The 24,506-nt window shown below is 42.3% G+C and carries 23 protein-coding genes; 5 read left to right on the top strand and 18 right to left on the bottom strand.

All coding sequences use genetic code 11. The annotated features are described in order from the left end of the window. Positions 1–17: 17 nt before the first annotated feature. From brnQ to ACN076_RS03760, 5 genes are all read right to left on the bottom strand, one after another. A complete protein-coding gene (brnQ, locus tag ACN076_RS03780) occupies positions 18–1,343 on the bottom strand; it encodes a branched-chain amino acid transport system II carrier protein (RefSeq protein ID WP_369606902.1) in 1,326 nt (441 codons plus the stop codon). A gap of 170 nt (positions 1,344–1,513) precedes the next feature. Continuing rightward, positions 1,514–1,801, bottom strand: coding sequence for a rhodanese-like domain-containing protein (locus tag ACN076_RS03775; protein ID WP_369606901.1), 288 nt, complete (start codon positions 1,799–1,801; stop codon positions 1,514–1,516). Positions 1,802–1,961: 160 nt separating this feature from the next. Beyond that, entirely contained in the window at positions 1,962–2,540 is a 579-nt protein-coding gene (locus ACN076_RS03770; protein ID WP_125429439.1) for a uracil-DNA glycosylase family protein, read from the bottom strand. Between the two features lie 53 nt (positions 2,541–2,593). Beyond that, positions 2,594–3,994 (bottom strand): dipeptidase PepV, encoded by a 1,401-nt coding sequence (gene pepV / locus ACN076_RS03765; RefSeq protein ID WP_261054608.1) that lies wholly within the window; start codon positions 3,992–3,994, stop codon positions 2,594–2,596. A gap of 13 nt (positions 3,995–4,007) precedes the next feature. Further along, positions 4,008–4,613, bottom strand: coding sequence for a nitroreductase family protein (locus ACN076_RS03760; RefSeq protein WP_000670166.1), 606 nt, complete (start codon positions 4,611–4,613; stop codon positions 4,008–4,010). Positions 4,614–4,783: 170 nt separating this feature from the next. Here ACN076_RS03760 and ACN076_RS03755 point away from each other — a divergent pair, with 170 nt between their 5' ends. Continuing rightward, positions 4,784–5,584, top strand: coding sequence for an amino acid ABC transporter substrate-binding protein (locus tag ACN076_RS03755; protein WP_261054606.1), 801 nt, complete (start codon positions 4,784–4,786; stop codon positions 5,582–5,584). Positions 5,585–5,765: 181 nt separating this feature from the next. Here the strand turns inward: ACN076_RS03755 and ACN076_RS03750 are convergent, their stop codons facing one another. The 8 genes from ACN076_RS03750 to recJ form a co-directional block, all read right to left on the bottom strand. Further along, positions 5,766–6,599, bottom strand: a complete 834-nt coding sequence (locus ACN076_RS03750) for a metallophosphoesterase family protein (RefSeq protein ID WP_420790151.1) — start codon at positions 6,597–6,599, stop codon at positions 5,766–5,768. Beyond that, a complete protein-coding gene (uvrC, locus tag ACN076_RS03745; RefSeq protein WP_420790150.1) occupies positions 6,596–8,437 on the bottom strand; it encodes an excinuclease ABC subunit UvrC in 1,842 nt (613 codons plus the stop codon). Before uvrC ends, ACN076_RS03750 begins: the two co-directional genes overlap by 4 nt. A 38-nt stretch (positions 8,438–8,475) precedes the next feature. Further along, positions 8,476–9,177, bottom strand: a complete 702-nt coding sequence (locus tag ACN076_RS03740) for a M57 family metalloprotease (protein WP_173249925.1) — start codon at positions 9,175–9,177, stop codon at positions 8,476–8,478. A 78-nt stretch (positions 9,178–9,255) separates the two neighbouring features. Then, on the bottom strand, positions 9,256–10,488 hold the full coding sequence (murN, locus tag ACN076_RS03735; RefSeq protein WP_261127850.1) for a peptidoglycan bridge formation alanyltransferase MurN: 1,233 nt from the start codon (positions 10,486–10,488) through the stop codon (positions 9,256–9,258). Between the two features lie 4 nt (positions 10,489–10,492). After that, positions 10,493–11,713, bottom strand: a complete 1,221-nt coding sequence (locus ACN076_RS03730) for an aminoacyltransferase (RefSeq protein ID WP_420790149.1) — start codon at positions 11,711–11,713, stop codon at positions 10,493–10,495. A gap of 130 nt (positions 11,714–11,843) precedes the next feature. Continuing rightward, entirely contained in the window at positions 11,844–12,623 is a 780-nt protein-coding gene (locus ACN076_RS03725; RefSeq protein WP_265528959.1) for an alpha/beta hydrolase family protein, read from the bottom strand. Between the two features lie 68 nt (positions 12,624–12,691). Next, complete coding sequence (locus ACN076_RS03720) at positions 12,692–14,353, bottom strand: ribonuclease J (protein ID WP_203176019.1); 1,662 nt, start codon at positions 14,351–14,353, stop codon at positions 12,692–12,694. 170 nt (positions 14,354–14,523) lie between these two features. After that, complete coding sequence (gene recJ, locus ACN076_RS03715) at positions 14,524–16,746, bottom strand: single-stranded-DNA-specific exonuclease RecJ (RefSeq protein ID WP_420790243.1); 2,223 nt, start codon at positions 16,744–16,746, stop codon at positions 14,524–14,526. A 175-nt stretch (positions 16,747–16,921) separates the two neighbouring features. Here recJ and ACN076_RS03710 point away from each other — a divergent pair, with 175 nt between their 5' ends. Genes ACN076_RS03710 through ACN076_RS03695 form a run of 4 tightly spaced genes read left to right on the top strand, consistent with a single transcriptional unit; the run spans position 16,922 to position 19,844 of the window. Beyond that, entirely contained in the window at positions 16,922–17,680 is a 759-nt protein-coding gene (locus tag ACN076_RS03710) for an amino acid ABC transporter ATP-binding protein (RefSeq protein WP_084928862.1), read from the top strand. Between the two features lie 10 nt (positions 17,681–17,690). Next, a complete protein-coding gene (locus ACN076_RS03705) occupies positions 17,691–18,485 on the top strand; it encodes a transporter substrate-binding domain-containing protein (protein ID WP_420790148.1) in 795 nt (264 codons plus the stop codon). A 12-nt stretch (positions 18,486–18,497) separates the two neighbouring features. Further along, complete coding sequence (locus ACN076_RS03700; RefSeq protein WP_420790147.1) at positions 18,498–19,175, top strand: amino acid ABC transporter permease; 678 nt, start codon at positions 18,498–18,500, stop codon at positions 19,173–19,175. 9 nt (positions 19,176–19,184) lie between these two features. Continuing rightward, the gene (locus ACN076_RS03695; RefSeq protein ID WP_000443883.1) at positions 19,185–19,844 is read left to right on the top strand and encodes an amino acid ABC transporter permease; all 660 of its coding nucleotides are present in this window, start codon (positions 19,185–19,187) and stop codon (positions 19,842–19,844) included. Positions 19,845–19,939: 95 nt separating this feature from the next. Here the strand turns inward: ACN076_RS03695 and ACN076_RS03690 are convergent, their stop codons facing one another. The 5 genes from ACN076_RS03690 to ACN076_RS03670 form a co-directional block, all read right to left on the bottom strand. Beyond that, positions 19,940–21,070 (bottom strand): ABC transporter ATP-binding protein, encoded by a 1,131-nt coding sequence (locus ACN076_RS03690; protein WP_049516301.1) that lies wholly within the window; start codon positions 21,068–21,070, stop codon positions 19,940–19,942. Positions 21,071–21,182: 112 nt separating this feature from the next. After that, entirely contained in the window at positions 21,183–22,052 is an 870-nt protein-coding gene (locus ACN076_RS03685) for a helix-turn-helix domain-containing protein (protein ID WP_420790146.1), read from the bottom strand. A gap of 3 nt (positions 22,053–22,055) precedes the next feature. After that, the gene (locus tag ACN076_RS03680; RefSeq protein WP_045604720.1) at positions 22,056–22,442 is read right to left on the bottom strand and encodes a Mini-ribonuclease 3; all 387 of its coding nucleotides are present in this window, start codon (positions 22,440–22,442) and stop codon (positions 22,056–22,058) included. Beyond that, a complete protein-coding gene (cysS, locus tag ACN076_RS03675) occupies positions 22,435–23,778 on the bottom strand; it encodes a cysteine--tRNA ligase (protein WP_420790145.1) in 1,344 nt (447 codons plus the stop codon). The genes ACN076_RS03680 and cysS overlap by 8 nt, the downstream gene beginning before the upstream one ends. 17 nt (positions 23,779–23,795) lie before the next feature. After that, the gene (locus ACN076_RS03670) at positions 23,796–24,317 is read right to left on the bottom strand and encodes a dihydrofolate reductase family protein (protein ID WP_336315071.1); all 522 of its coding nucleotides are present in this window, start codon (positions 24,315–24,317) and stop codon (positions 23,796–23,798) included. Positions 24,318–24,506 lie beyond the last annotated feature (189 nt).

The following is a 24,506-nucleotide window of genomic DNA, read 5'->3' as shown; positions in this document are numbered from 1 at the left end:
AAAAGTGATTTTAATGGTTATTCCATTTCAAAAACATCGCTTTCTTGCTTGTTTGGTAAAACCAATGAGAGCAAGATTCCGACAATAGCTGGCACCAACCATGGAAGAGATGCCTTGGCAAAAGGAAGAGCGTTGACAAGGTTTGCAAGAAACTCAACCTTAAACGAGCTTCCTAATACGCTTGCAATGGCAATAGCTGTAACAACAGCAATTGTCAACTGCATACCTGGTTTTGAAAGAGCCACAAATTTGTTGACAATGACAATCATAACGATGGCAATCGTGATTGGGTACAAGATAACCAGTACAGGGATTGAGTACTTGATAATCGCATCAAGACCCAAATTGGCAATGGCAAATCCAATCAAGGTAAAGGCTGTCGCATAAACCTTGTAACTGATTTGCGGGAAGCGCTCATTAAAGAACTCAGCTGTAGACACAATCAAACCAACTGTTGTTGTGAAGCAGGTTACGGTAACCATAGCTGCAAGGAAGAGTTGAGCTGTTGAACCAAAAATTTCTTGAGTAGCTTGTGACAAGATGTAAACACCTGGTGTTCCACCCTTCATCGCTTCAGCTGGTACTGGGAAATGATTTCCAAGGAAACCTAAACCGATGTAAAGAGCGCTGAAAGCAAGGGCAACAACGATACCAACCACCCAAATAGTTGAAATGTATTCTTTCTTACTTGAAAATCCAAGTTGTTTCAAGGTTTGAACTGCGATTACGCTAAAGGCAACTGAAGCAAGGGCGTCCAAGGTATTGTAACCTTCTAGGAAACCTGTACCAAAGGCAGAAGCTTGATAAGCCACTGAAGCAGCTTGAGGACTTGTTCCACCGTATTTGAAAGCTCCCAGAACAACCAAGATAACAATCAAAATCGCAAAGACTGGCGTTAAAATACGTCCAATGCGGTCCAAGATTTTTGATGGATTGAGCGAAATTAGATACGCTGCTGCAAAGTAAAGAACCGTAAAGACAATCAAACCAAGACCTTTATTTGCATCCAACAAAAGGGGGCTAATCCCTACTTCGTAAGCTGTTGTAGCTGTACGTGGGATGGCAAAGAATGGACCGATTGACAAGTAAAGAACCGAAAGGTAAAGAGTCGCAAACCAAGGCGCTATCTTTGTTGAAATCTCGTAGATATATCCTTTAGGATTTAGCGTTCCAATAATAAGAGTCAAGACGGCGATACCGACGCCTGAAAAGACAAAACCTGCGATGGCAGGAAGAAAATGTTCTCCAGATAGAGCACCTAGAGAAGGCGGAAAAATCAAGTTCCCCGCACCAAAAAATATTCCAAACAGGAGTAAACCTGTTAAGGCACCTTTTTTAGCCATGAAAATCTCCTTCATATTTATAAAATACTGACCTAGTATATCATGAATAGGAGTATGAAAAAAGCTTCACGAAGTAAATATTGAATGTTTTCAAGATTCTTAAAAATTAGAATTGTCTAAAAATAAAATTCTCCTACCTAGTCCACACCAAGTAGGAGAAATGCAAATTTTTAAAGTTCTTCAAAGGCCATCATGCCACCTTGAATATTGATAACCTCATAACCTTGTTCAGCTAGAAATTGACAAGCACGCGCCGATCTCATCCCAGATTTGCAAATAACATAATGTAACTGGTCCTTATCCAACTGATCATAGGTATCAGCCAATTGACTAAGTGGCAGGTTGTGGGCGCCTTCTAAATGAAGAGCTTCAAACTCATCCACTTCTCTCACGTCCACTAGAGAAAGTTGGTCATTTTGGTAAAGCTGGTAAAATTCGTCAAAGGAAATTTCTTTCATTCTTTTTCTCCTAATACTCTTCGAAAATCTCTTCAAACCACGTCAGCGTCGCCTTACCGTACGTATAGTTACTGACTTCGTCAGTTCTATCCACAACCTCAAAACTGTGTTTTGAGCAACCTGCGGCTAGCTTCCTAGTTTGCTCTTTGATTTTCATTGACTATAAAATAGTTTTAATTCTTTTTTTCAAATCCGGCACCACTTCTGACTCAAACCAAGGATTTTTGGCCATCCAGATTTGATTGCGTGGTGATGGGTGTACCAGTGGAAAATAGGTTGGCAAGTAGTTCTGGTAGTGTTTTACCCGTTCTGTCACCTTGCCACTGATTTTCTCCTGTAAATAGTAGGCCTGCGCATATTGCCCAATCAATAGGGTCAATTGAATATCGGGTAATTCTTGCAAGAGCTGTGGATGCCATTTTTCTGCAAATCCAGTTCTCGGTGGCAGATCACCTGACTTGCCATGCCCTGGAAAGTAGAAATCCATAGGCAAAACAGCAAAATAACCTGAATTGTAAAAGGTATCTTCATCCACACCTAGCCAATCCCGCAAGCGATCGCCACTTTTATCCTTCCAGTAAAGGCCTGCCTCTTGGGTTTTAAGTCCAGGTGCCTGACCGATGATATTGATGCGAGCAGTCTTTGGCGCTGCAAAGAGAGGCTCGATGCCACGCTTTGTATAGGTAGCATTCTGAGGATCTGCCATAATAGCCTGCTTGATTCTTTCAATTTGAGACATCTACTTTCCCTCCAAAAAGAAGTCTAAGCATACAATCTCAGACTTCTATATCATTATTTGATCAATTCGTAAATAGCTTCGGCATAGATTGCTGCAGCTCGGAAGAGATCGTCCAAGGCGATAAATTCATTGGCTTGGTGCATGGTGTCAATTGAGTCTGGGAACATAGCACCATAGGCAACACCTCGTTCTAGCAAGCGACCAAAGGTTCCACCACCGATGACTTGCTCGTGACCTTTAAGACCAGTTTGTTTTTCATAAACATTCAACAAGGTTTGCACAAGTGGATCTTCCATCGGCACATAGTGAGGGGTGTGACCGTGCTCAGAAAGGCTAACAGAAGCAACTGGCAAGTTTTCAAGGATTGACTTGATTTGTTCTGGACTTGTTCCTTTTGGATAGCGGATGTTAAGGGCAATGGTATTATCAGCGCTTGTTTCATCGAAGCGGAAGACGCCGGCATTCATAGAAAGGGCACCCAACTTTTCATCCACATGAGCAATCTTGAGATTTTCACCCTCATGGTCGTTCAAGAGAATTTTACCAGCGATGTCAAGGTAGTCTTTGGCTGGACCAGCAAAGTTAAACTGGCTAAGGAAGAGGGCTAGGTAAGTCGCACCATTGACACCTGAAGCAGGCATAGCACCGTGGGCTGATTTACCAATGATGGTAACCTTGTACTGACCGTTTTCTTCTTGGAGTTCTCCTCTAAGTTTGTGTTCTGCAACAAAGGCATCTAGTTTCCCTTGCAAGTCAGCCAAATCACCTGAAACGACTGCTGTTGCTGATTCTGGTACCATATTTTCACGTAAACCACCTGTAAAGCCGTGAAGACGGGCAGCACCTGCATTTTCACCTGCAAAGTGGAGGTATTCCGTGATATTTCCTTTTTCACCATTGATGATAGGGAATTCAGCGTCTGGAGAGAAACCAAAGTCTGGTTTTGCAAGTCCTACGTGCTCGAAATAGTAGTCCATGTCTGCCCAGCCTGATTCTTCATCTGTTCCAACGATGAAACGAACTTTCTTAGAAGTTGGAAGTCCCAATTCTTTGATGATTTTCAAACCATAGTAACAAGCTGTTGTAGGTCCCTTGTCATCAGAAGCTCCACGCGCATAGAGGCGACCGTCTTTGATAGTTGGTGTGTAAGGGTCTGTGTCCCAACCGCTACCAGCTGGAACCACGTCCATGTGAGCAAAGATTCCGAGAACTTCTTCTCCATCACCAAACTCAAAATGTCCTGCGTAGTTGTCAACATTTTTAGTTAGGTAGCCATCGCGGTCTGCGATTTCAAGGAATTTTTCCAAGGCTTTTACCGGCCCAGGTCCAAATGGATGCTCAGCATCAGCCTTGCTGTCATCACGTTCTGAGTTGATTTCCAAAAGGCTAAACAAGTCAGCCAAGAGGTCTTCTTTGCGTTTTTCTACTTCTGCTGTAAAATCAATTGTTGTCATTTCTTTCTTCTTTCTATCTTTTCTCGATGATTTCATCTACTGGCAAGCGGTAGCTTGGTTCCAATTTTTCGTCTGTATAACCCACTGTAATCAAGAGTTCTGGGCGGAAACGGTCTTCAATTTCCAAAACCTCATTGACTTTTGATTTGTCAAATCCAAGGATCAAATTTGATCCGATTCCTTGGTCTGTAAGAGCCAGAACCAAATTCATAGCAACCAAACCTGCATTGAGGGCTAGGTAGTCGCTGACTTGTTGTTCATTGTAACGGGCAAATTCAGCAGGCAAATTCTTCATAAAGTATTGAAGTTGCTCTTCAGAAAAGTTATTAGCACCACCAACACGAGCAATCTTACGAGCGCGTTTAGCCAAATCTGTGTCTGTAAACAAGGCAATAGTTACAGGCGCTGATGATACCTGTTCAAAGTTTGAACCGTAAGCCAATTTTGCTAGTTCGGCATTTTTCTCACGAACCACCACAAATTTCCAAGGCTGGCTGTTGTGGGCGCTTGGAGCCAAGGTTGCAATTTCGATAGCCGTACGCACATCTTTTGGATCAACTGGCTTATCAGTGAAATGCTTAGTCGCATGACGTTTTTTATTTAATTCAAGAAATTTCATAATCGATTTCCTTTTCTAATTCTACTGCTTCCATTCTACCATATTTTGAAAGAGCTTGCAGAGATTTTTCATGATTAAGATTTTTTATTACAGCCATAAAAAATATATATTGGTTCATCAAGAAAGTTTCTGATAAACTAGCAAGTACTTTACATTTGAATGGAGATATTATGAAAAAATTTAGCCTATTACTAGCCATCCTCCCCTTTTTAGTTGCCTGTGGGAATCAAGCCACACCCAAAGAGACCAGCGCTCAAAAGACAATCGTCGTTGCTACAGCTGGTGATGTGCCACCATTTGACTACGAAGATAAAGGCAATCTGACAGGCTTCGATATTGAAGTTCTAAAGGCAGTGGATGAAAAACTCAGCGACTACGAGATTCAATTCCAAAGAACTGCCTGGGAGAGTATCTTTCCAGGACTTGATTCTGGTCACTATCAGGCTGCAGCCAACAACCTGAGTTACACAAAAGAGCGTGCTGAAAAATACCTCTACTCACTTCCAATTTCAAACAATCCCCTCGTCCTTGTCAGCAACAAGAAAAATCCTCTGACTTCACTTGACCAAATCGCTGGTAAAACAACACAAGAGGATACCGGAACTTCTAACGCTCAATTCATCAATAACTGGAATCAGAAACACACTGACAATCCCGCTACGATTGATTTTTCTGGTGAGGATATCGGTAAACGAATCCTAGACCTTGCTAACGGAGAGTTTGATTTCCTCGTTTTTGACAAGGTATCCGTTCAAAAGATTATCAAGGACCGTGGCTTAGACCTTTCTGTGGTTGACTTGCCTTCTGCCGATAGCCCCAGCAACTATATCGTTTTCTCAAGCGACCAGAAAGAGTTTAAAGAGCAATTTGATAAAGCACTCAAAGAACTCTATCAAGATGGAACACTTGAAAAACTCAGCAATACCTATCTAGGTGGCTCTTACCTTCCAGATAAATCTCAATTACAATAATACTCTTCGAAAATTTCTTCAAACCACGTCAGCTCTATCTGCAACCTCAAAACAGTGTTTTGAGCAGCCTACGTCTAGCTTCCTAGTTTGCTCTTTGATTTTCATTGAGTATAAGATATATTAAAAGCGATTGGGCCAGCCAATCGCTTTTTTAGTTTGCATTGGTTATTTTAGGAAACTCTTACAAAAAATCAAAAAAATTCTTCACATCTTCTACATACCCATGCTTTTCTATTAAGCTTGCTAATAGTTCCAGATTGTACCCCTGATAGTTGTCTTCTCTTCGTAGCTCTTCATACATTTCGATAAAAGGAAGTCCCTTGGACTTGGCCAGTTCTAACTCCGCTTCATAATCATAAGCGACTTTACGAAATTGGATATTGACCAATTCCCCATCTTCAACCTCTATCACGACATACTGGGCACGGTGATTTTTTAACGCCTCCCAGTTAAAATAGGGCATGCCAATCGACCCTGGATTGATGATTTGTTGCCCTTGACTGCCATAACGAAGCAACTGCTTGTGAACATGACCATAGACTGCCACGTCAACTTCATCATCTAGGAGTTGGTCAAATTTCTCTGTATCATTCTCAACTAGCAAGTCACCACCATAGTTCTTATTTGGCAAATTATGAGAGATAGAAAAGCGCAATCCGTCAATTTCTTTCTTTTCCAGCAAAGGCAAGCTTCGTAGCCAGACAATCGTTGCAGGATCCATTCGCTCCATCAAAAACTGGGTCATGCGCATTGACTGGATTTCTTTCGGATGTTCCAAACCATATTCGCCATCCAAGGCCTCAAGGACACGATCATCCCAATTGCCTCGAACACTGGCTGTGATAGGAAGGTCCTTTAGCAGGGCGACTAAGTCATTTGCGCCTGGACCAGGAAGAAAAATATCTCCCAGAAGCCAGTATTCACTGACTCCTTGATTTTTAGCATCTGCAATCACTGCTTCTAGGGCCGTCGCATTGCCATGAATATCTGATAAAATTGCAATTTTATAGTTCATGATGTTTTTCCTTCCGTTTGGTAATCTACTCTTTCTTCTGCCACTTGAGGCAAGTCTTCTGTTTCCTGCGGGTTCAACTTCCTCTGCACAGCCTCTGCAACGGCTCTAGGTACTCCAACTTCGACAATCTCATCCACACTGGCTTCCTTGATTTTAGTGAGAGACTTGAAGTGCCTCATGAGATTTTGCTTGCGTTTAGGTCCCAGCCCTTCAATTCCATCCAGTTGTGATGAAAAAGAATTTTTTGAGCGCAGTTGGCGGTGGAAAGTAATGGCAAAGCGGTGGACCTCATCTTGAATGCGTTGGAGGAGGAAAAATTCCTGAGAATTGCGAGACAACTCCACCACCTCAAGCGGATCTCCAAAGAGCAATTCATGGGTTTGGTGCTTATCATTCTTTTGCAAACCTGCAATGGGGATATCCAAGCCTAGCTCCTCTTGGATGACTTGCTTGGCGATATTGACTTGACCTTGTCCCCCATCAATCACAATCAAATCTGGCGGAGTCAAACCGTCACGCTGTACTCGACCATAGCGTCTGCGAATGACTTCTCTCATACTGGCATAGTCGTCTGGCCCAACGACAGTCTTGATTTTATACTTACGATAATCCTTCTTACTTGGTTTGCCGTTGACAAAGACCACCATGGCTGAAACAGGACTGGTCCCCATGATGTTGGAGTTATCGAAAGATTCGATACGAACTGGGGTTGGAATTTGAAGCAAGCGTCCTAGATTTTCAATAGCCCCTTGGGTCTTTTCGACAGATTTCTCTAGCAGATTGAACTTCTGCTCTAGACTGACTCGAGCATTCTTTATAGCCAAATTGACCAGTTGCTTTTTCTCTCCACGCTGAGGCTTAAGAATCTTGGTGTCTACCAAAGCCTTGACAGCTTCTTCGTCAATATCCTGCGGAATCAGCACCTCATTAGGAACTAGATGAGATTTTTCTTGATAAAATTGTCCTACATAGGTCAAGAAATCCTCATCCGGATCATTATAATAGGGAAAAAGATTGACATCGCGCTCAATGAGCTTGCCCTGACGGACAAAGAAAACCTGGACACACATCCATCCCTTGGCCACATAGTAGCCAAAGACATCACGGTTTTGGAGATCCTTGGCCATGACCCGTTGCTTGGTTCGAAGCGTTCCAATGGCCTGAATCAGGTCACGGTATTCCGCTGCACGTTCAAACTCCATACTTTGTGCTGCGGATGCCATCTTGCCCTTGAGGTCATCGATGATTTTGTCATCCTGTCCTTTTAAGAAGTCCGAAACCTCCTGAGCCATAGACTTGAAGTAGGCCTCATCCTTCTTACAGATAGTGTGGGCCATACATTGACCGATATGGTAGTAAAAACAAACCTTAGACGGTGGATTCGTACACTTTCTAAAAGGGAAAATTCGATCCAGCAGCCGCTTGATTTCATTGGCTGCCCCCACATCTGGGTAAGGTCCAAAGTAGAGACCGCCGTCCTTCTTGACCTGACGGGTGATAATTAAACGAGGATAGCGCTCATTGGTGATTTTGATGAAGGGATAGGACTTGTCATCCTTGAGCATGATATTGTATTTAGGCTTATTTTCCTTGATAAGATTGATTTCTAGGAGAAGTGCCTCAATATTGGACTCCGTAACGATAAATTCAAAATCTACAATTTCAGACACCAAGGCCTCTGTTTTGGTATCATGACTTCCACGGAAATAAGACCTCACGCGGTTACGCAGATTTTTAGCCTTTCCCACATAGATAATGGTGCCGTTTTTATCCTTGTGAATGTAGCAACCTGGGCTGGTCGGCAAGAGCTCTAGTTTTGATTTAATCAAGTTATTCATAGTTCCATTATAGCAAAAAAGTAGGGAAAGATTGTTCCCTACTCACTAGTCTCATATATTTTTCGAAGGTTTGCAACATCCACTTCCTGAATACCATAAAAGGAACCCGCAGGTTGCATGACAGACTTTTCATCTGTATGGTCCAAGCCAATCGCATGCCCCAACTCATGTTCTGCCGTATGGACAATGCGCTCATAGGAATAGCCATAGTCTGGATTGGACAGATAATAGTGATTCAACCGCACCGTGACAGACAAGAATTGCCCCGTCAAGAGATTGGTCTGACTTTCCGCTTCTCCTGCCACAGGAGTACCTCCGTCATTCATCTCCGTAGCCAAGATATCTGCCTTGCTGGACTCAGTCACAAGTTCAAAATGAAAGGCACCAGTTTGATTCCAGTTCTGAATTGCTTCTAAATATGCCTCTTGAAAGCGTGAATCCATCTGCGGATCCAAGTAAATACGAGCAGAAGCCTGTGGCCATCTTCCTTCAGAATGCTGGTGGCTATCTGTCTGGTTCAACTTAGGCAGTTGCCCTGTTCTTTCCCATTGGTCGATACTTTGTTGACCAATTTTTACTGACCGTTCTGCTTGCTTCAGCGCCCCTTGAAAATCCCCGTTCAGATACCAGAGAAATCCAAAAGCAAGAGTACATAAAAGCAAAACAATCCAAACCAGACGCCAAAACAAACGCCAAATAAAATAAAAGAAAGCCCCTATCAAACGAAAAAGCCAACGCATATCTCTCCACCTTTCTAGCAAATAAAGTCTATTTTACTAAAACAAGCTGAAAGAAAGCTAAATACTGGCTTTTTCATCTTAACGTCCTACTATTTTTTTGAATAACTGAATAGCTTTGTATTTTAAAGGCGATGGATGATAACGGAAAGTTCCTGCTTTACGTACAATATAGCCATTAAAATTTTGTTTAAAACGCAAAACACCATCACTACCATCAAAAATCCCTTGAATGCCTAGGAAGTTGTATTTAGGTATTCCACGTTTTATGCTTTCCAACATAACATATTTTTGAAGCAGTGCAGGGGCATAAAACTTATTAAACTCAGTGTAAGAACCACTAAAGAGATAAGTCGTTTCCTGAGGCATATAAACAAATAAACTCCCGGCTAAAACAATATCTTCTTCTCCATATTTTTCAATCAAGTCTCGCGCTTCTGCTTTTCGAACTTCAAACGTTTCAAATTGACTAGAATATTCTCTCAGTTGATTTTGTTTTTTCTCAGAATGAGGATTTTTACTCAAATCAAGTCGCAACTTGTCCAAGATTTCTTCTAGTTTACTTTGTTCACCTTGCAATTTGCTCATATAGTCCGAAAAATTCAAGGTTGCTATGAGAAACTCCGCTTGTTCTCCAAATGAATCATAAAAGTGCTCATAATATTCTAAACTTTTATCACTGTATTCTCTACGTTCAGAGGTTTCTTTTGTTATATTCTTAAAAATCGATAGTTCTTCACGTTGTAACTTTTTCAACCGAATGCCAAACGTTTCAGCCTTTTTCACCAAGGGTTTACCCTTTTTGCTAAAACTTTTAAGCAAATTCTTTTCAGTTAATTCAGTCAAATCTTTATAGTATAACCAATCTGGTTCTCCACCTGGATAACCTCTTGTCAATCCATCAAATTGATAACTTAAATCAGTTAAACCTTGAATGATACTTTTTTTCTCAGCATCTATTGGATTACCTTCACTATCAAAAGTTTGATAAGTTTCATAAGGTTTTACAAGCAACTCTAATACACCATTTTGCTTGGCATATTCTTTTAACTCCGCATAAAAAACTGGAAGAGCATCTTGTCGAGTATAAATCGGCCCCGAATTGATCTCCATATGCAGACCACCCAGCATGGGCAAGCTATAAACCAGAGCTGCAACTTGAATCTCTCCTTCTTGTTTCAAAGCAAGATAAACAATTCGAGCCCCTCTTTTTTCTAACAAGTCCCCCATCTGAACCGATTGCATAAAGGAACGAGAAGAAACCTGACCAGAATAAGCTTGAAACTCTTCTTTCGTGAGTGTAATTAGTGCCATATACTTACTTTCTATGTTTTTTTCTTAATGTTTTACGGAAATCAAGAGCAAGTCTTAACAGAGGATAGAGAGGATGGGTAGGCATTGTAAATTCACCCAAATATTCTTCAATCGTTGGATTAAATTTTTCCTTAAAATGATAAAGTCCACCATTGAGAGAGTTTTCAACACCACCTAAATTTTGCCACAACATACCTCGCTCAAAGGCATAGCGAGCCGTTTCATACCAAGTTAAAATTGGTGCATTGTAACGTTTAAAATCATCATCCATACCAGCATATAGATTGACAGAGGTAGTACCAAATTCCAAACTCAAAGTAGCCGCTAAAGGAACTCTCGCTTGACCTGCATCCATATATTCCTGCAGGAAAGTCAATTCCTCTAACAAACGTTCTTTTTCCTTCTTCTGCGCTTCTACTTTTGAAGTGCGAGTCGACTCAGTAAAGGTCTCTTCCAAGGCTCTATTTTTCGCTAACTGTTCTTCTAATTCTTGCGAACGTTTAGAGACATCCAAGGTGGCCAAGGTGATATAGGCCTTGTCCTTAAAATTATCTAACAACTTTTTATAATAGGCTTCATTCCTCAAATGAATCTCTTTCCGCTTCTCGGTTTTTTTCATCAAAAAGGAAAAAGACTCCAATAATTCAGTTCCACCAAATTGAATCTCTACCCCCTTATTCCGTGCTGTTCGAATAGCCTGTTTTGTTGACTTAGAAAGTTTATCTTCTTCAAAATTTTCCTTGTATATTTTCGCCTGAATACGAGGTTGAATGGTGTCTCCCATTTCCTCTGTTTTTCCTGACCACCTTACTCCCATTTGTTGCAAACTATCAATAATAGCCAGATTTTCAGGAAATTCTATCTTATCTTGATTGACCAAATATTGAGATAGACAAATACTTGGATCGAAAGTCACAAAAACCGCTCTCTTACTGCGAGCATAAGACTTAATGGACTGCAGGACAAACTTTAAAAGTTCTATATCCCTGTAATCCAATATAGGACCTCTTGGAATATAAAACATTTTATAGCCTAAAGGCAGAGATTTTATGAGAATACTAGCCACAGCCAGTAAGTTCTCCCCTTCATAGACACCAATCCTCTCATGATTCCAATCAGATTTCACTTTTTCCCAAGCACTACTTTGTAATATATTAGCTAATTCATGTTCTTTGACAAACTGATCATATTCTAATGTGGGAATGCCAATTTGATAACGGTACATTTCCTACTCTCTTTCCTCCAGTATCTTATTACTATTCTACTACTTTCGTTTGAAAAGTCTAGTGAAAACAGACTTCCATCATTGTTTTAAAGCCAAGAATAACTATAAATAGTGGTTCATTTATAAAAAACTAAATCAATCTCTCTTCTAATTTGAAATCAATTGGTAGGGTTGCTAAAAAACGTTCCAATTGTTTTTCCCAATAATACCACTCGTGAGTTCCAGCACTATGGCTATAGGTCACATCAAAACCTAGTTTTTTGAGATTTTTCACTGCTAGATTATTGGCTTCGTACAAGAAATCCTGTTCGCCACACCAAGCCCACAGCTTGGTCTTTTTATCCGATTTTTTAGCCAGACTTTCAAGAGAATAGGGACTAGCTGTCCAATCTTTAATCTCCCCAAACACACCTCTCCAATAAGCAGGTGTTCCCAGATTTTGACTCTCAGGAGAAAACTCTTGAAAGCTAAGGGCACCTGAAAAACTAGCTGCGTGAGAAAAACGATTTGTTGCAAGAGCCAGTTTGAAACAGCCGTAACCTCCCATAGAGAGGCCAGCGATAAAGGTCTTTTCACGCTTGCTGGTCATGTTAGGGAAGAAACGTTTTAGAACCTGTGGTAATTCCTCTGCTAGAGCTGTGTAATAGTCAAAACCATACTGGGTATTGGTGTACCAACCGTTGCTGGTATTGGGCATGACGACTATGAGATTAGTCCCCCGAAGCAAGCGTTCTACATTGGTCCGCTTGAGCCAACTATTATGATTACCAGACATCCCGTGCAAGAGGTACAAGACTGGAATGTCTTTACAATCTGGTTCTTCTACTCGATTGGCATCAGGATAGAGGACATTCACTCCCCACTCCATATCCAAAACTTGTGAGTAATACTCGATTTTCATTACTGCCATGATTTGCTCCTTCTATTTTCCGATAAGAGAAAGCCAAAACTCGGCTTTCTCTCTGTTTATTTCAAAGATTATTTCGCTTCCATCACCACTGGTAAAATAGCTGGACGACGTTTGGTTTGGTCAAAGAGATACTTGGTCAGATTATCACGAACCTTCCCTTTAAGATCTGCCCAGTCAAAGTCATCTCCTTGAAGATAGTCTTCTACCGTCTGGTTAATCAATTCTGAACTTTCACGGAGAATATCACGGCTCTTCTTGAGATAAACAAATCCGCGCGTATGAACACGAGCCTTGGCCACAATTTTCTTCTCACGACGATTAACGGTAATTGCTACGATGAAAATACCGTCCTCTGACAAGACCTTACGGTCACGAAGAACCACATTACCAACATCACCAATGGCATTTCCATCAATCAAGACATCGCCTGCCGAAACCGCTCCAGCTGGAACAAAGTCCCCATTCTCATAAGCCATGCTGGTTCCCTTTTTAGGGATAAAAATGCGTTCTGGCAACATCCCAACTGCCATAGCAGCCTTAGCATGGGCATCCAACTCACGGTATTCCCCTTGAATTGGGAAGAGATACTTGGGTTGCAAGAGATTAATCATCAACTGCAAATCACGCGCATTTCCATGACCTGACACACGCAAGCTTTGAGTGATCAGTTTGACAACCCCGCCAGCTTGGTAAATCATGTTTTCCACACGCGCCATGACTGCTTCTTTGGCGATAGACGGAGTGGTTACGATATAGACCAAGTCACCGTCCTTGATTTCCACATAACGGTGACGACCAATCGACATCTTGCGAAGACCGTTGATAGGCTCACCCATACGACCTGTCTCAAGGATAATCAACTCATGGTCCTCAAAACGAGACATATCTTTTGGCTTAATCAAAAGACTCTCGTTAGCTAGAGACAATTTCTTAAGGCGAATAGCAGTACGGACGATATTTTCAATATCGAATCCTGTCAAGACCACACGACGGCCTGTTGCATCCGCAGCGTCAAACACCTGCTGGATACGAGAGAGGTTGCTGGCTACTGCTGCAACAATGATACGACCATCCCAGTCCGAAATGGTTTGAGTGATCTCGTCCCCAACTTCACTTTCGCTAGCCACTTGGACATTGCTATCTGCATTGGCTGAATCGCTAAGAAGAGCTAGAACTCCATCACGACCGATTTCTGCCAAGCGAGCGAAGTCTGTCGCATAAGATTCACTAGCTGTCTGGTCAAATTTGAAGTCACCTGTATAAACGATACTACCTTCAGCTGTCTTCAAGACCACACCCAGACTTTCTGGAATAGAGTGGGTCGTACGGAAGAAGGACACCACAGTTCCTCCAAAATCAATCTCCGAATCCTCATCGATGACATGAAAATCATTAAATTTCTTAACTGTGTCATTTCCCTTGACAAAGAGTTTTGCCAACTCAATGGTCAGCTCAGACCCAAATACAGGTACCTTGGCTTCAGCCAAGAGATAAGGCAGAGCACCAATAGCATCCGCATGTCCGTGGGTCAAGAAGACCCCAGCGATACGATCGCTATTTTCAAAAAGGTAGTCCATATTGGGAATGACCACATCCACCCCTAGTTGTTCATTTTCAGGATATTTCAGACCTGTATCCAAAACGAAAATAGATCCATCGATTTCAGCGATATACATATTTTTCCCGTTTTCACGTACACCACCAAGTGTTGTTAAACTGATATTACTCATTTTTCCTCCGAAAGCTTAATTTATTTTGATTATAGGGTTACTTGCCCTTTTATTCTAAAAGCACTACTTTTAGCCGAATCTTTTCCTACCATTATACCATTTTTTTGATGATTTTCAAAATGAAGATTTGTTTTCAAAAAAGAGCTGGTTTCCCAACTCTTTCCTATCTGCTATTCTTTTTCCATTAAAAAGTCATAAATTTCTTGCACAGTACCCAGCGCCATCATTTCTTGGTCTTTAACGGTTTGTTTGAGATTTTGGTAAATCTGACTTTCTCCTATCTCCCGCTTTGGTGCCTCTTTATTGACTGTCATGACCCCATCTTTGATTGTCACAAAACCTAGTTCTTCAAACACTTGAATCATCTTGACCAGCAAGATTTGTTGAATATTGAGATAAGTCGCCAAATCCTTCAGTTTGTAGCGAATATCAAACTCAGGAAATTGGTAGATGGTCTTGTACAATTTGGCAAACTGCTCTCTAGTCCCATACCCTGTCAGATAGTAGGCCTTGTCAATATCATTTTTGAAATAAACAGTAGAAAAATTCTGCTCCTGAAAAATGGTCTTCAGCTGAGTAATATCCTCAGGAATGGTTTTTACAACCACAGCATCACTATTTACTAGATTGGGCAGTTCCCCAGCAAAATCCAAGACTGGAACCCCTTCTGGCAAGACTGCATTCTTCCCACGGATGTTAAAAAGTTGAACACCCTCCACACGCGCATCCACCATCATCAACTGGAGGGCAGTTTGGCCATTCCATTGGTTGACAGACAATTTGACTGCCAGCTCTAGCTTCTTGATTTGAGAAAACTCTGTCACCCATCTGCCTTGGCCAAAGGCCACCACTTCAAAACTCGCCTCACCTTTGGAAATTTTCAGTTTGAGATGGGCATTGCCTGCCCCCATGGTACGGGCACTTTCGACCTGAAAATCCTTGAGATAAAAGACAGGTTTCTGATTGTCCATGCCAAAAGGTGCCAAACGTTCAAAACTTTTGACCATTTCAAGACTCAAAGTCTCCAAATCCAGTTCTTCATCTAGATTTAACTTGTTCTTGCCACCAGCATCTGCGCCTTTTTCACGAACATAATCTTCCAAGACTTGAGATAAATCTGAAAGTTTTTCAACTTCCAGCGTCATTCCAGCCGCACCAGCATGGCCACCAAAGGCGATGAAGAGGTCTCGACGAGGATCCAGAGCCTCAAAAATATCCACTGCTTCCACACTACGAGCACTACCCTTGGCACGACCGTCTTCTATATTGAGAACGATGACTGTCTGCCCTAGTTCTTCCAACAAACGACCAGCCACTATTCCTAGAACCCCAGGATTCCAGCCCTCCTTGGCCAAGACTTGAACCTTCTTCTCAGGATCCACCATGATCTTAGCTTCTTCATAGATAGACTGGACGATTTCCTTGCGCTCTTCGTTTTTCTGATGAATCATGAGAGCAATCTCATGGGCTTCCTCATCGTCAAACCCAGTCAACAAATCAATGGCAGGATTGGGATCATCCAAGCGGCCCAAGGCATTCAAACGAGGGGCAATCTGAAAACCAACCGTTTCTTCTGTTACTTCGTTGGCAGCAATCCCAGCCATGTCCAGCATTTCTTGTAAACCAATGCGCTGAGTATGTCCCAACATTTCCAGACCATATTGAACCAAGATACGGTTTTCATCCGTCAAACTCACCATATCTGCAATAGTTCCGATAGCGACCAAATCAAGCAATTCCACTTGCACTTCTTCTAACAGGGCACAAGCCAACTTGAAAGCCACTCCACAACCAGCCAAATATTTGAAAGGATAGTCCGCATCTGGATGTTCAGGATGGACAATAGCATAGGCATCTGGTAAGGTTTCAGGCATAGAATGGTGATCAGTCACAATGACATCTACTCCCATAGACTGAGCCAATTCAATAGCCTCATGACCCGCAACCCCATTGTCCACCGTCACAATCAAAGAAATCCCTTCTTGCTCGATAAAGTATTTATAAACACTAGCATTTGGACCATAGCCATCAGTAAAACGATTGGGCAAGTAAACACGGCACTCAGCGCCAAGCTGTTCCAAACTTTCCTTCACAATCGAAGCCGAAGTCATTCCATCCGCATCGTAATCTCCATAAATGAGAATATTTTCCCCTTCTTCAATGGCCTGACGAATCCGTTCCACTGCCTTATCCATATCATGGAGTAGATAAGGATCGTGCAAGTCCTCCAAGGAAGGTTCTAAAAACTTCTTCAGACTTTCTTGGTCCTGAATTCCTCTTTCAAATAATAACCGAGCCACCTCAGGACCCAGTCCAGCCTTCTTGGCTATCTTTGTAAAATCCGCATCTTCTACCTGCGGGGCAAACTGCCATTCATAAGTAGGTGTTATCAAAAAGACATCCACTCTTTCTAAGAATTCTATCGCTTCATTATAACATGATTTAGACGTTTTCTCTATCCAGATTGCTTTTTTATAAAATTTTAGTGAATTTTTAAGATATGATTTGACAAGAAAAATCTTTTGTTGTAAAATCATGTTATAAAATCTAACACAAAGGAGATTCCTTATGGCTTTAGTAGAATTTGAACACGTCGAAAAATATTACGGAGACTATCACGCACTCCGCGACATCAATCTCCGTTTTGAAAAAGGACAAGTCGTTGTCCTACTCGGACCATCTGGTTCTGGGAAATCCACTCTTATCCGTACCATCAATGGTTTGGAGGCTATTGACAAGGGAAGCCTTCTAGTAAATGGTCACCAAGTTGCTGGTGCCAGCCAGAAAGATTTAGTGCCTCTTCGCAAGGAAGTCGGCATGGTTTTCCAACATTTTAACCTCTACCCTCACAAAACAGTGTTAGAAAACGTAACACTTGCACCTATAAAAGTTCTAGGAATTGATAAAAAAGAAGCTGAAAAAACAGCTCAAAAATATTTGGAATTTGTAAATATGTGGGACAAGAAAGATTCTTATCCAGCTATGCTTTCTGGTGGACAAAAACAACGAATCGCCATTGCTCGTGGACTCGCTATGCATCCTGAACTCCTTCTCTTTGATGAACCAACATCTGCCCTTGACCCTGAAACCATCGGTGATGTTCTGGCAGTTATGCAAAAATTGGCCCACGATGGTATGAATATGATTGTCGTTACCCACGAAATGGGCTTTGCCCGTGAAGTTGCTGACCGCATCATCTTTATGGCTGACGGAGAAGTTTTGGTGGATACGACAGATGTCGATGACTTTTTCGACAATCCAAGCGAACCTCGTGCCCAACAATTCCTCAGCAAGATCATCAACCATGAAAGTGACAAAGTCAAATAAGGAGGCGCCTATGAAAAAGAAATTCTTTTTATCCGCATTAGTGATTAGCCTTTTCGGCCTTGCTGCTGCGACACCAGTCCAGGCTGATACTAGTGTCGCAGACATTCAAAAGAGAGGCGAGCTGGTTGTCGGTGTCAAACAAGACGTTCCCAATTTCGGTTACAAGGATCCCAAGACAGGGACCTATTCTGGTATCGAAACTGACTTGGCCAAGATGGTAGCTGATGAGCTCAAGGTCAAGGTTCGCTATGTACCTGTTACAGCGCAAACTCGAGGACCACTTCTAGACAATGAACAGGTCGATATGGATATCGCGACCTTTACCATCACAGACGAACGAAAAAAACTCTACAACTTTACCAGTCCCTACTACACGGACGCATCTGGATTTTTGGTCAATAAATCTGCCAAAATCAAAAAGATTGAGGACCTAAACGGCAAAACCATCGGAGTCGCCCAAGGTTCCATCACCCAACGCCTGATTACTGAACTGGGTAAAAAGAAAGGTCTGAAGTTTAAATTCGTCGAACTTGGTTCCTACCCAGAATTGATTACTTCCCTGCACGCTCATCGTATCGATGCCTTTTCCGTTGACCGCTCGATTCTGTCTGGCTACATCAGCAAGCGCACAGTACTATTAGATGATAGTTTCAAGCCATCTGACTACGGTATCGTTACCAAGAAATCAAATACTGAGCTCAACGACTATCTTGATAACTTGGTCACTAAATGGAGCAAGGATGGCAGTTTACAAAAACTCTATGACCGTTACAAGCTCAAACCATCTAGCCATACCGCAGATTAAGGAGGACACATCATGACAGATTTATCATCTTGGACAGCCTATTTTCAGGATTTTGGACAATTTTTCAATGGTTTCCTCTTCACTCTTGCCCTAGCGATTGGATCCTTTATCCTAGCCATGGTTTTGGGCATCTTCTTTGGAGCTATGTCAACCAGCAAACGTCCAATTTTGCGCATTTTGGCTCGCATCTTTGTTGAATTTTACCAAAACACTCCCCTCTTGGTGCAGTTTGTTATCGTCTTTTATGGTCTACCCCTTATCAGTGACCACACCATCATGATTCCGATTTATTGGACGGCTGTTCTCTGCGTGGGACTCTATCACAGCGCCTATATCGCTGAAGTGATTCGTTCAGGTATTCAGTCTATTCCTAGCGGTCAGATGGAGGCTGCCTTATCGCAAGGTTTTACCTATATCAGTGCCATGCGCTTGATTATCTTGCCTCAGGCCTTCCGTATTATTCTCCCACCTTTGACTAACCAAATCGTTAACCTCATTAAGAATACCTCGACAGTCGCTATCATTTCTGGAGTGGACTTGATGTTTGTGACCAAGTCTTGGTCGGCTCTTAACGGAAACTATATCCCAGCATTTCTAGGTGCTGCCCTTCTCTACTTTTCTCTTTGCTTCCCTGTTGCCCAGTTTGGTCGCAAGATGGAGCAAGCCAACAAAAAAGCCTATTCACTTTAGGAGGTTACTATGGAATCCATTTTAGAAGTTTTGACCCCAGATAACCTAGTCTTTATCTTTAAAGGATTTGGCTTGACCCTCTACATTTCTCTGATTGCTATCGTCCTCTCTACCCTCATCGGTACGGTTCTAGCCGTCATGAGAAATGGGAAAAATCCTATCTTGCGCATCATCTCCAGCATTTACATCGAATTTGTACGTAACGTTCCCAACCTTCTCTGGATTTTTACTATCTTTTTAGTTTTCAAAATGAAATCCACACCAGCAGGAATCACTGCCTTCACTCTCTTTACATCAGCAGCCTTGGCTGAGATTATCCGAGGCGGTCTCAATGCCGTGGACAAAGGACAGTACGAAGCAGGAATGTCGCAAGGATTTACCTCGGCTCAAATCCTCTACCACATCATTCTTCCACAAGCCATCCGCAAAATGTTGCCAGCCATCATTTCTCAGTTTGTAACTGTGATTAAGGATACCAGTCTTCTCTACTCTGTTATCGCCCTACAAGAACTCTTTGGAGCCAGCCAAATTCTCATGGGACGTTATTTCGAACCAGAGCAAGTCTTCAGTCTATATATCCTGATTGCCCTCATCTACTTCAGCTTTAACCTAGCCATTTCTAGCCTGTCACACATGCTAGCAAAACGTTGGCAACAAGCTGCAGAATAACAAATTAGCTCTCCAAGTAATATGGAGAGTTTTTTTACTCAATCGCCAAAAAACACTGCCAGATTTCTCTAGCAGTGTTTTGACATTTCATTTGCTTAGTAAACTGTTTTTTCAGTTTCTACATCAAAGAAGTGTGCTTTATTCAAGTCAAATCCAAGTTCAACTGTTGCACCTGTTTGCAAGTAGTCACGAGCGTCAACTTTGGCAACAAATTCATCTTTACCAACTTGGCAGTAAAGGTGAGATTCTGAACCAAGCAATTCTGATACTGAGATAGTAGCTTTTACAACTGATTCTGGGAATGTTTCAAGGAAAGCAGGTTCTGCATTCACGTCTTCTGGACGGATACCGAAGATCAATTCTTTACCTTCGTAGCCTTTGTCACGAAGAACTTTCAATGCTCCTTCTGGAACTTTCAAACGGAAACCGTCTGAAACAATTTCGCTACCAACCAATTTCACGTTAATGAAGTTCATAGCTGGGCTTCCGATGAATCCTGCTACGAATTTGTTAACTGGGTTTTTGTAAACTTCTTGAGGTGTACCGATTTGTTCAACACGTCCGATAGTACCTGTACCAGCAGGATTCTTAGTTGCTGACATGATAACGATACGGTCTGCAAGTGTCATCGCTTCTGTTTGGTCGTGAGTTACGTAGATAGTTGTAGCTCCGATACGACGGTGGATTTTCGCAATTTCAGCACGCATTGATACACGAAGTTTGGCATCCAAGTTTGACAAAGGCTCGTCCATCAAGAATACTTTTGCGTCACGAACGATCGCACGACCCATGGCAACACGTTGACGTTGACCACCTGAAAGGTCAGCTGGTTTACGTTCCAAAAATTCTTTCAATCCAAGGATTTCAGCTGCTTCTTGCACACGTTTGTCGATGTCTTCTTTGCTGTATTTACGCAATTTCAAACCGAAAGCCATGTTGTCATAGACAGTCATGTGTGGGTAAAGAGCGTAGTTTTGGAATACCATGGCGATGTCACGGTCTTTTGGAGCTACGTCGTTGACAACCACGCCATCGATAGATGCAGTACCTTCTGTAATATCTTCAAGACCTGCAATCATACGAAGAGTTGTTGATTTACCACATCCTGAAGGACCTACGAAAACGATAAATTCTTTGTCTTTGATGTCCAAGTTGAAGTCTTCAACTGAGTAGTGTTCGCTGTTTGGATATTTTTTGTAAATATTTTTAAGATTCAATTCTACCATGAGGTGAACTCCTTTTGTCTTTTGATAGTTTTATTATAGATGAAAACGCTTTACATTTCTATGGCAAGGTGACCAAAAAAATAAAAAAGTTCTGTGCAACTTGCACAAAACTTTATAAAATATCTGGTAAAATCAATTGATAACACAAGGTCAGGTCAGTCAATTCCTTCAACTGAAGCCCTGTCAATTCTTCCCATTTATCAATCTTGTATTGGAGAGAATTGCGGTGCAGATAGAGTTGCTGGGCTGTTTTAGTGAGAACAGCACTATTTTCCCAAAGAGAGAGAATGATTTCCTGAATCTGATCCTGGTCCACAATCATCTGGTGTAGACATTCCTTGATTACCTTCAAGTCCACAAGCCTTTCTCCCATACTCCACAAATAGAGCTGAGAAAAAGTATGAACACCTTGGTGACCCTGACGCCACCAAGTCTTAAACAAATCTCGCTCCGCTTTGATTAAGTCTGATAGGGCTTGATTTCCCGTCTGAGACCAAACCTGGCCTAACATGATTGACAGACGAAGTCCAAAGTCATACTCAACCGCTTCAATCGTATCACTTAAAATAGCTCGTACAGAGGTGTATTTGTCTTGTTGAAGCACGAAAACATAATCCTGAGCTCCGACCTGAATCACCGTCTGACAGTTGGGAAAAAGAGTCCGCATCATATCTAGCCAAGAAGCTAGATTTTCCTGCTGAAAATAGGAAAGATGACAGTAAACCAGCTGAATCTTTTTAAAAGCTTGTGGTGCCTGTCCCTTACCCTCAATCAGATAAGAATACCAAGGATTGAGCGAACGAGCCTGCTCCTGCTGGGTCAAAAGGGCAACCAACTGCTTTTCACGCTCGCTGAGTCCAGCTTCCTCCAGCAAAATCCACTGCTGAGAAGCTAAAGGGAGAGTGAGATAGCCCTCTTTCTCTACTGGTTGGTCTGAAATCTGAGCTTCAGGAAACCAGTCTTGTAGTTCTTTTGCCATCATGTCCTAGCCCTCCACTTTTTGGATACACCACAAAATCAAGCTCTCAAGGCGTTCCAAATTTTCTGTCATATGGAGATAGCCCATCACGGCTTCAAAACCTGTGGACATACGGTAAGTCACCACATCAGCATTTTTGGCCTTGGTGTGACTATTGGTATTGCGACCACGTTTGTAGATTTCCTCTTCTTTTTCGGTTAAGACTTGCTCCTCCAACATGAGGGAAATCAAACGAGCCTGAGCCTTGGCTGACACATACTTGGTTGCCTCTTGGTGAAGTTTATTGGGTTTGGTCATGCCTTTAAGAATGAGGTGACGACGAATATACATAGAATACACCGCGTCCCCCTCAAAAGCTAACGCAATCCCGTTAATGAGATTGACATCAATCACGTGTCCACCTCACTCCATCTTTGGTGTCAAGGAGCTTAATCCCTTGAGCAGCCAATTGGTCACGGATCTGGTCCGCTGTAGCAAAGTCACGATTGGCACGCGCTTCTTGGCGTTTTTGAATCAAGTCTTCAATCTCTGCATCCAAAACTTCCTCAATAAAGACAATTCCAAAGACCTCTAACATAGCCGCAAGAGCTTCCTTAACACTTGCATCATAGTTGCCAGAATTGATCCACTTGGCCATTTCAAAGACTACTGTGATACCGTTGGCAGCGTTGAAATCCTCATCCATAGCTGCTACAAACTTGTCTTTAAAAGCTTGTAACTCTTGGGTATCCACGTTTCCTGTAAATGGTTGTTCGTAAGTGTTCTTTAGATACTTGAGATTAGTCTCTGCATCACGCACTGCCTTTTCTGTAAAGTTGATAGGTTTACGGTAATGCTGGGTTGCAAAGAAGAAACGAAGCACTTGCCCATCAATCGTTTCGAGGGCATCGTGTACAGTGATAAAATTACCCAAGGACTTGGACATCTTGACATTATCGATATTGACAAAGCCATTGTGCATCCAGTAGTTGGCAAAAGTCTTGCCTGTTTTAGCTTCAGACTGGGCAATTTCATTGGTGTGGTGCGGAAACTCAAGGTCCGCTCCACCACCGTGGATATCAATAGTATCGCCCAAAATTTCTGTCGACATGACCGAACACTCAATATGCCAGCCCGGACGACCAGGTCCCCAAGGACTGTCCCAAGAAATCTCGCCTGGTTTAGCAGCTTTCCATAGGGCAAAGTCTACAGGATTTTCCTTGCGAGCCGTTTCTTCATCGGTACGACCTGAAGCACCTAGTTCCAAATCTTCCAAGGTTTTATTGGCTAACTTGGCATAGTTGTGGGATTTTTCCACACGGAAATAGACATCCCCTTGACTCTCGTAAGCAAAGCCTTTTTCAATTAAGTCTTCCACAAAGCGGATAATGTCAGCCATAAACTCCACTACACGCGGATGGCGAGTCGCAGGTTTGACGCCCAAGGCCGTCACATCCTCACGAAAGGCAGAGATGTACTTGTCCGCAACCTCCTGAGGCGTGATACCCTCTTCCTTGGCACGGTTGATAATCTTATCATCTACATCTGTAAAATTTGAAATATAGGCAACATCATACCCACGGTACTCAAAATAGCGACGAACCGTATCAAAAGCCACTGTTGAGCGGGCATTCCCCACGTGGATATAGTTGTACACGGTTGGCCCACAAACATACATCTTGACCTTGCCGTCCTCGATTGGGACAAATTCTCGCAAATCACGAGACATGGTATCGTAAATTTTAATCATGCGGTCCACTCCCTTCTCTATTTCTGACTTTTTCGGCTGAAAACCAGCTCTGCAAAAGGACCAAATTGTCTGAGGCTATCTAGTTGGTAAAAGCGTTGCCCTTCCTCTTGGGTAAAGAGGGGAACCCCCTTTCCTAGGATAAGGGGCGCTATCTGAATAATGAGGTGGTCGAAAAGATCCGCATCCAAGAGCGGTCCTACTAAGGAATTACCACCAATCACAAAGACATTTTTGCTTTTGTCAATCTGGTGAACAAAGTCCACCACATCCCCAGCTACTGGCTGGTAATTGCTGACAGGCAGGTGCCTATCATGCGTAAAGACATAGTTTTCCGTAGCTTGATAAAAACTTTCTACATCTTGCAAATCTTGGATTTCCTCAAAGGTCCGCTTGCCCATGATGGTGATATCCATTTGCCTGTAAAAGTCATCATAGCCTGTATCCTCTACAGAACCAAGCTGATGCAGCCAGTCTATCCTGTGCTGGCTGTCTGCCAAGTAGCCATCCATGGTGATACAGCCGTAAAAATATACTGCCATTCTTGTAGTTTCCTTTCTAGTTCTACTTTGCCTTCACTTAGCGGGATAGACCCAGATGGTTAGACCTAAGCTAATCAAAGTATTCAGCAAAATCCTTGCTGGACAAGAAAAATAAGCCAGAAAACAGCAATTCCAATCTGTAGCAGAACGGTTCATTCTTAAACATTCAAGCGCCTCTCCTGTCTACTT

This window comes from Streptococcus sp. K0074 (genome assembly GCF_048843365.1).
Classification (GTDB): Bacteria; Bacillota; Bacilli; order Lactobacillales; family Streptococcaceae; genus Streptococcus; species Streptococcus mitis_BM.
Note: the sequence above shows the minus strand (reverse complement) of the source record. Positions and strands in the feature narration are given on the sequence as shown.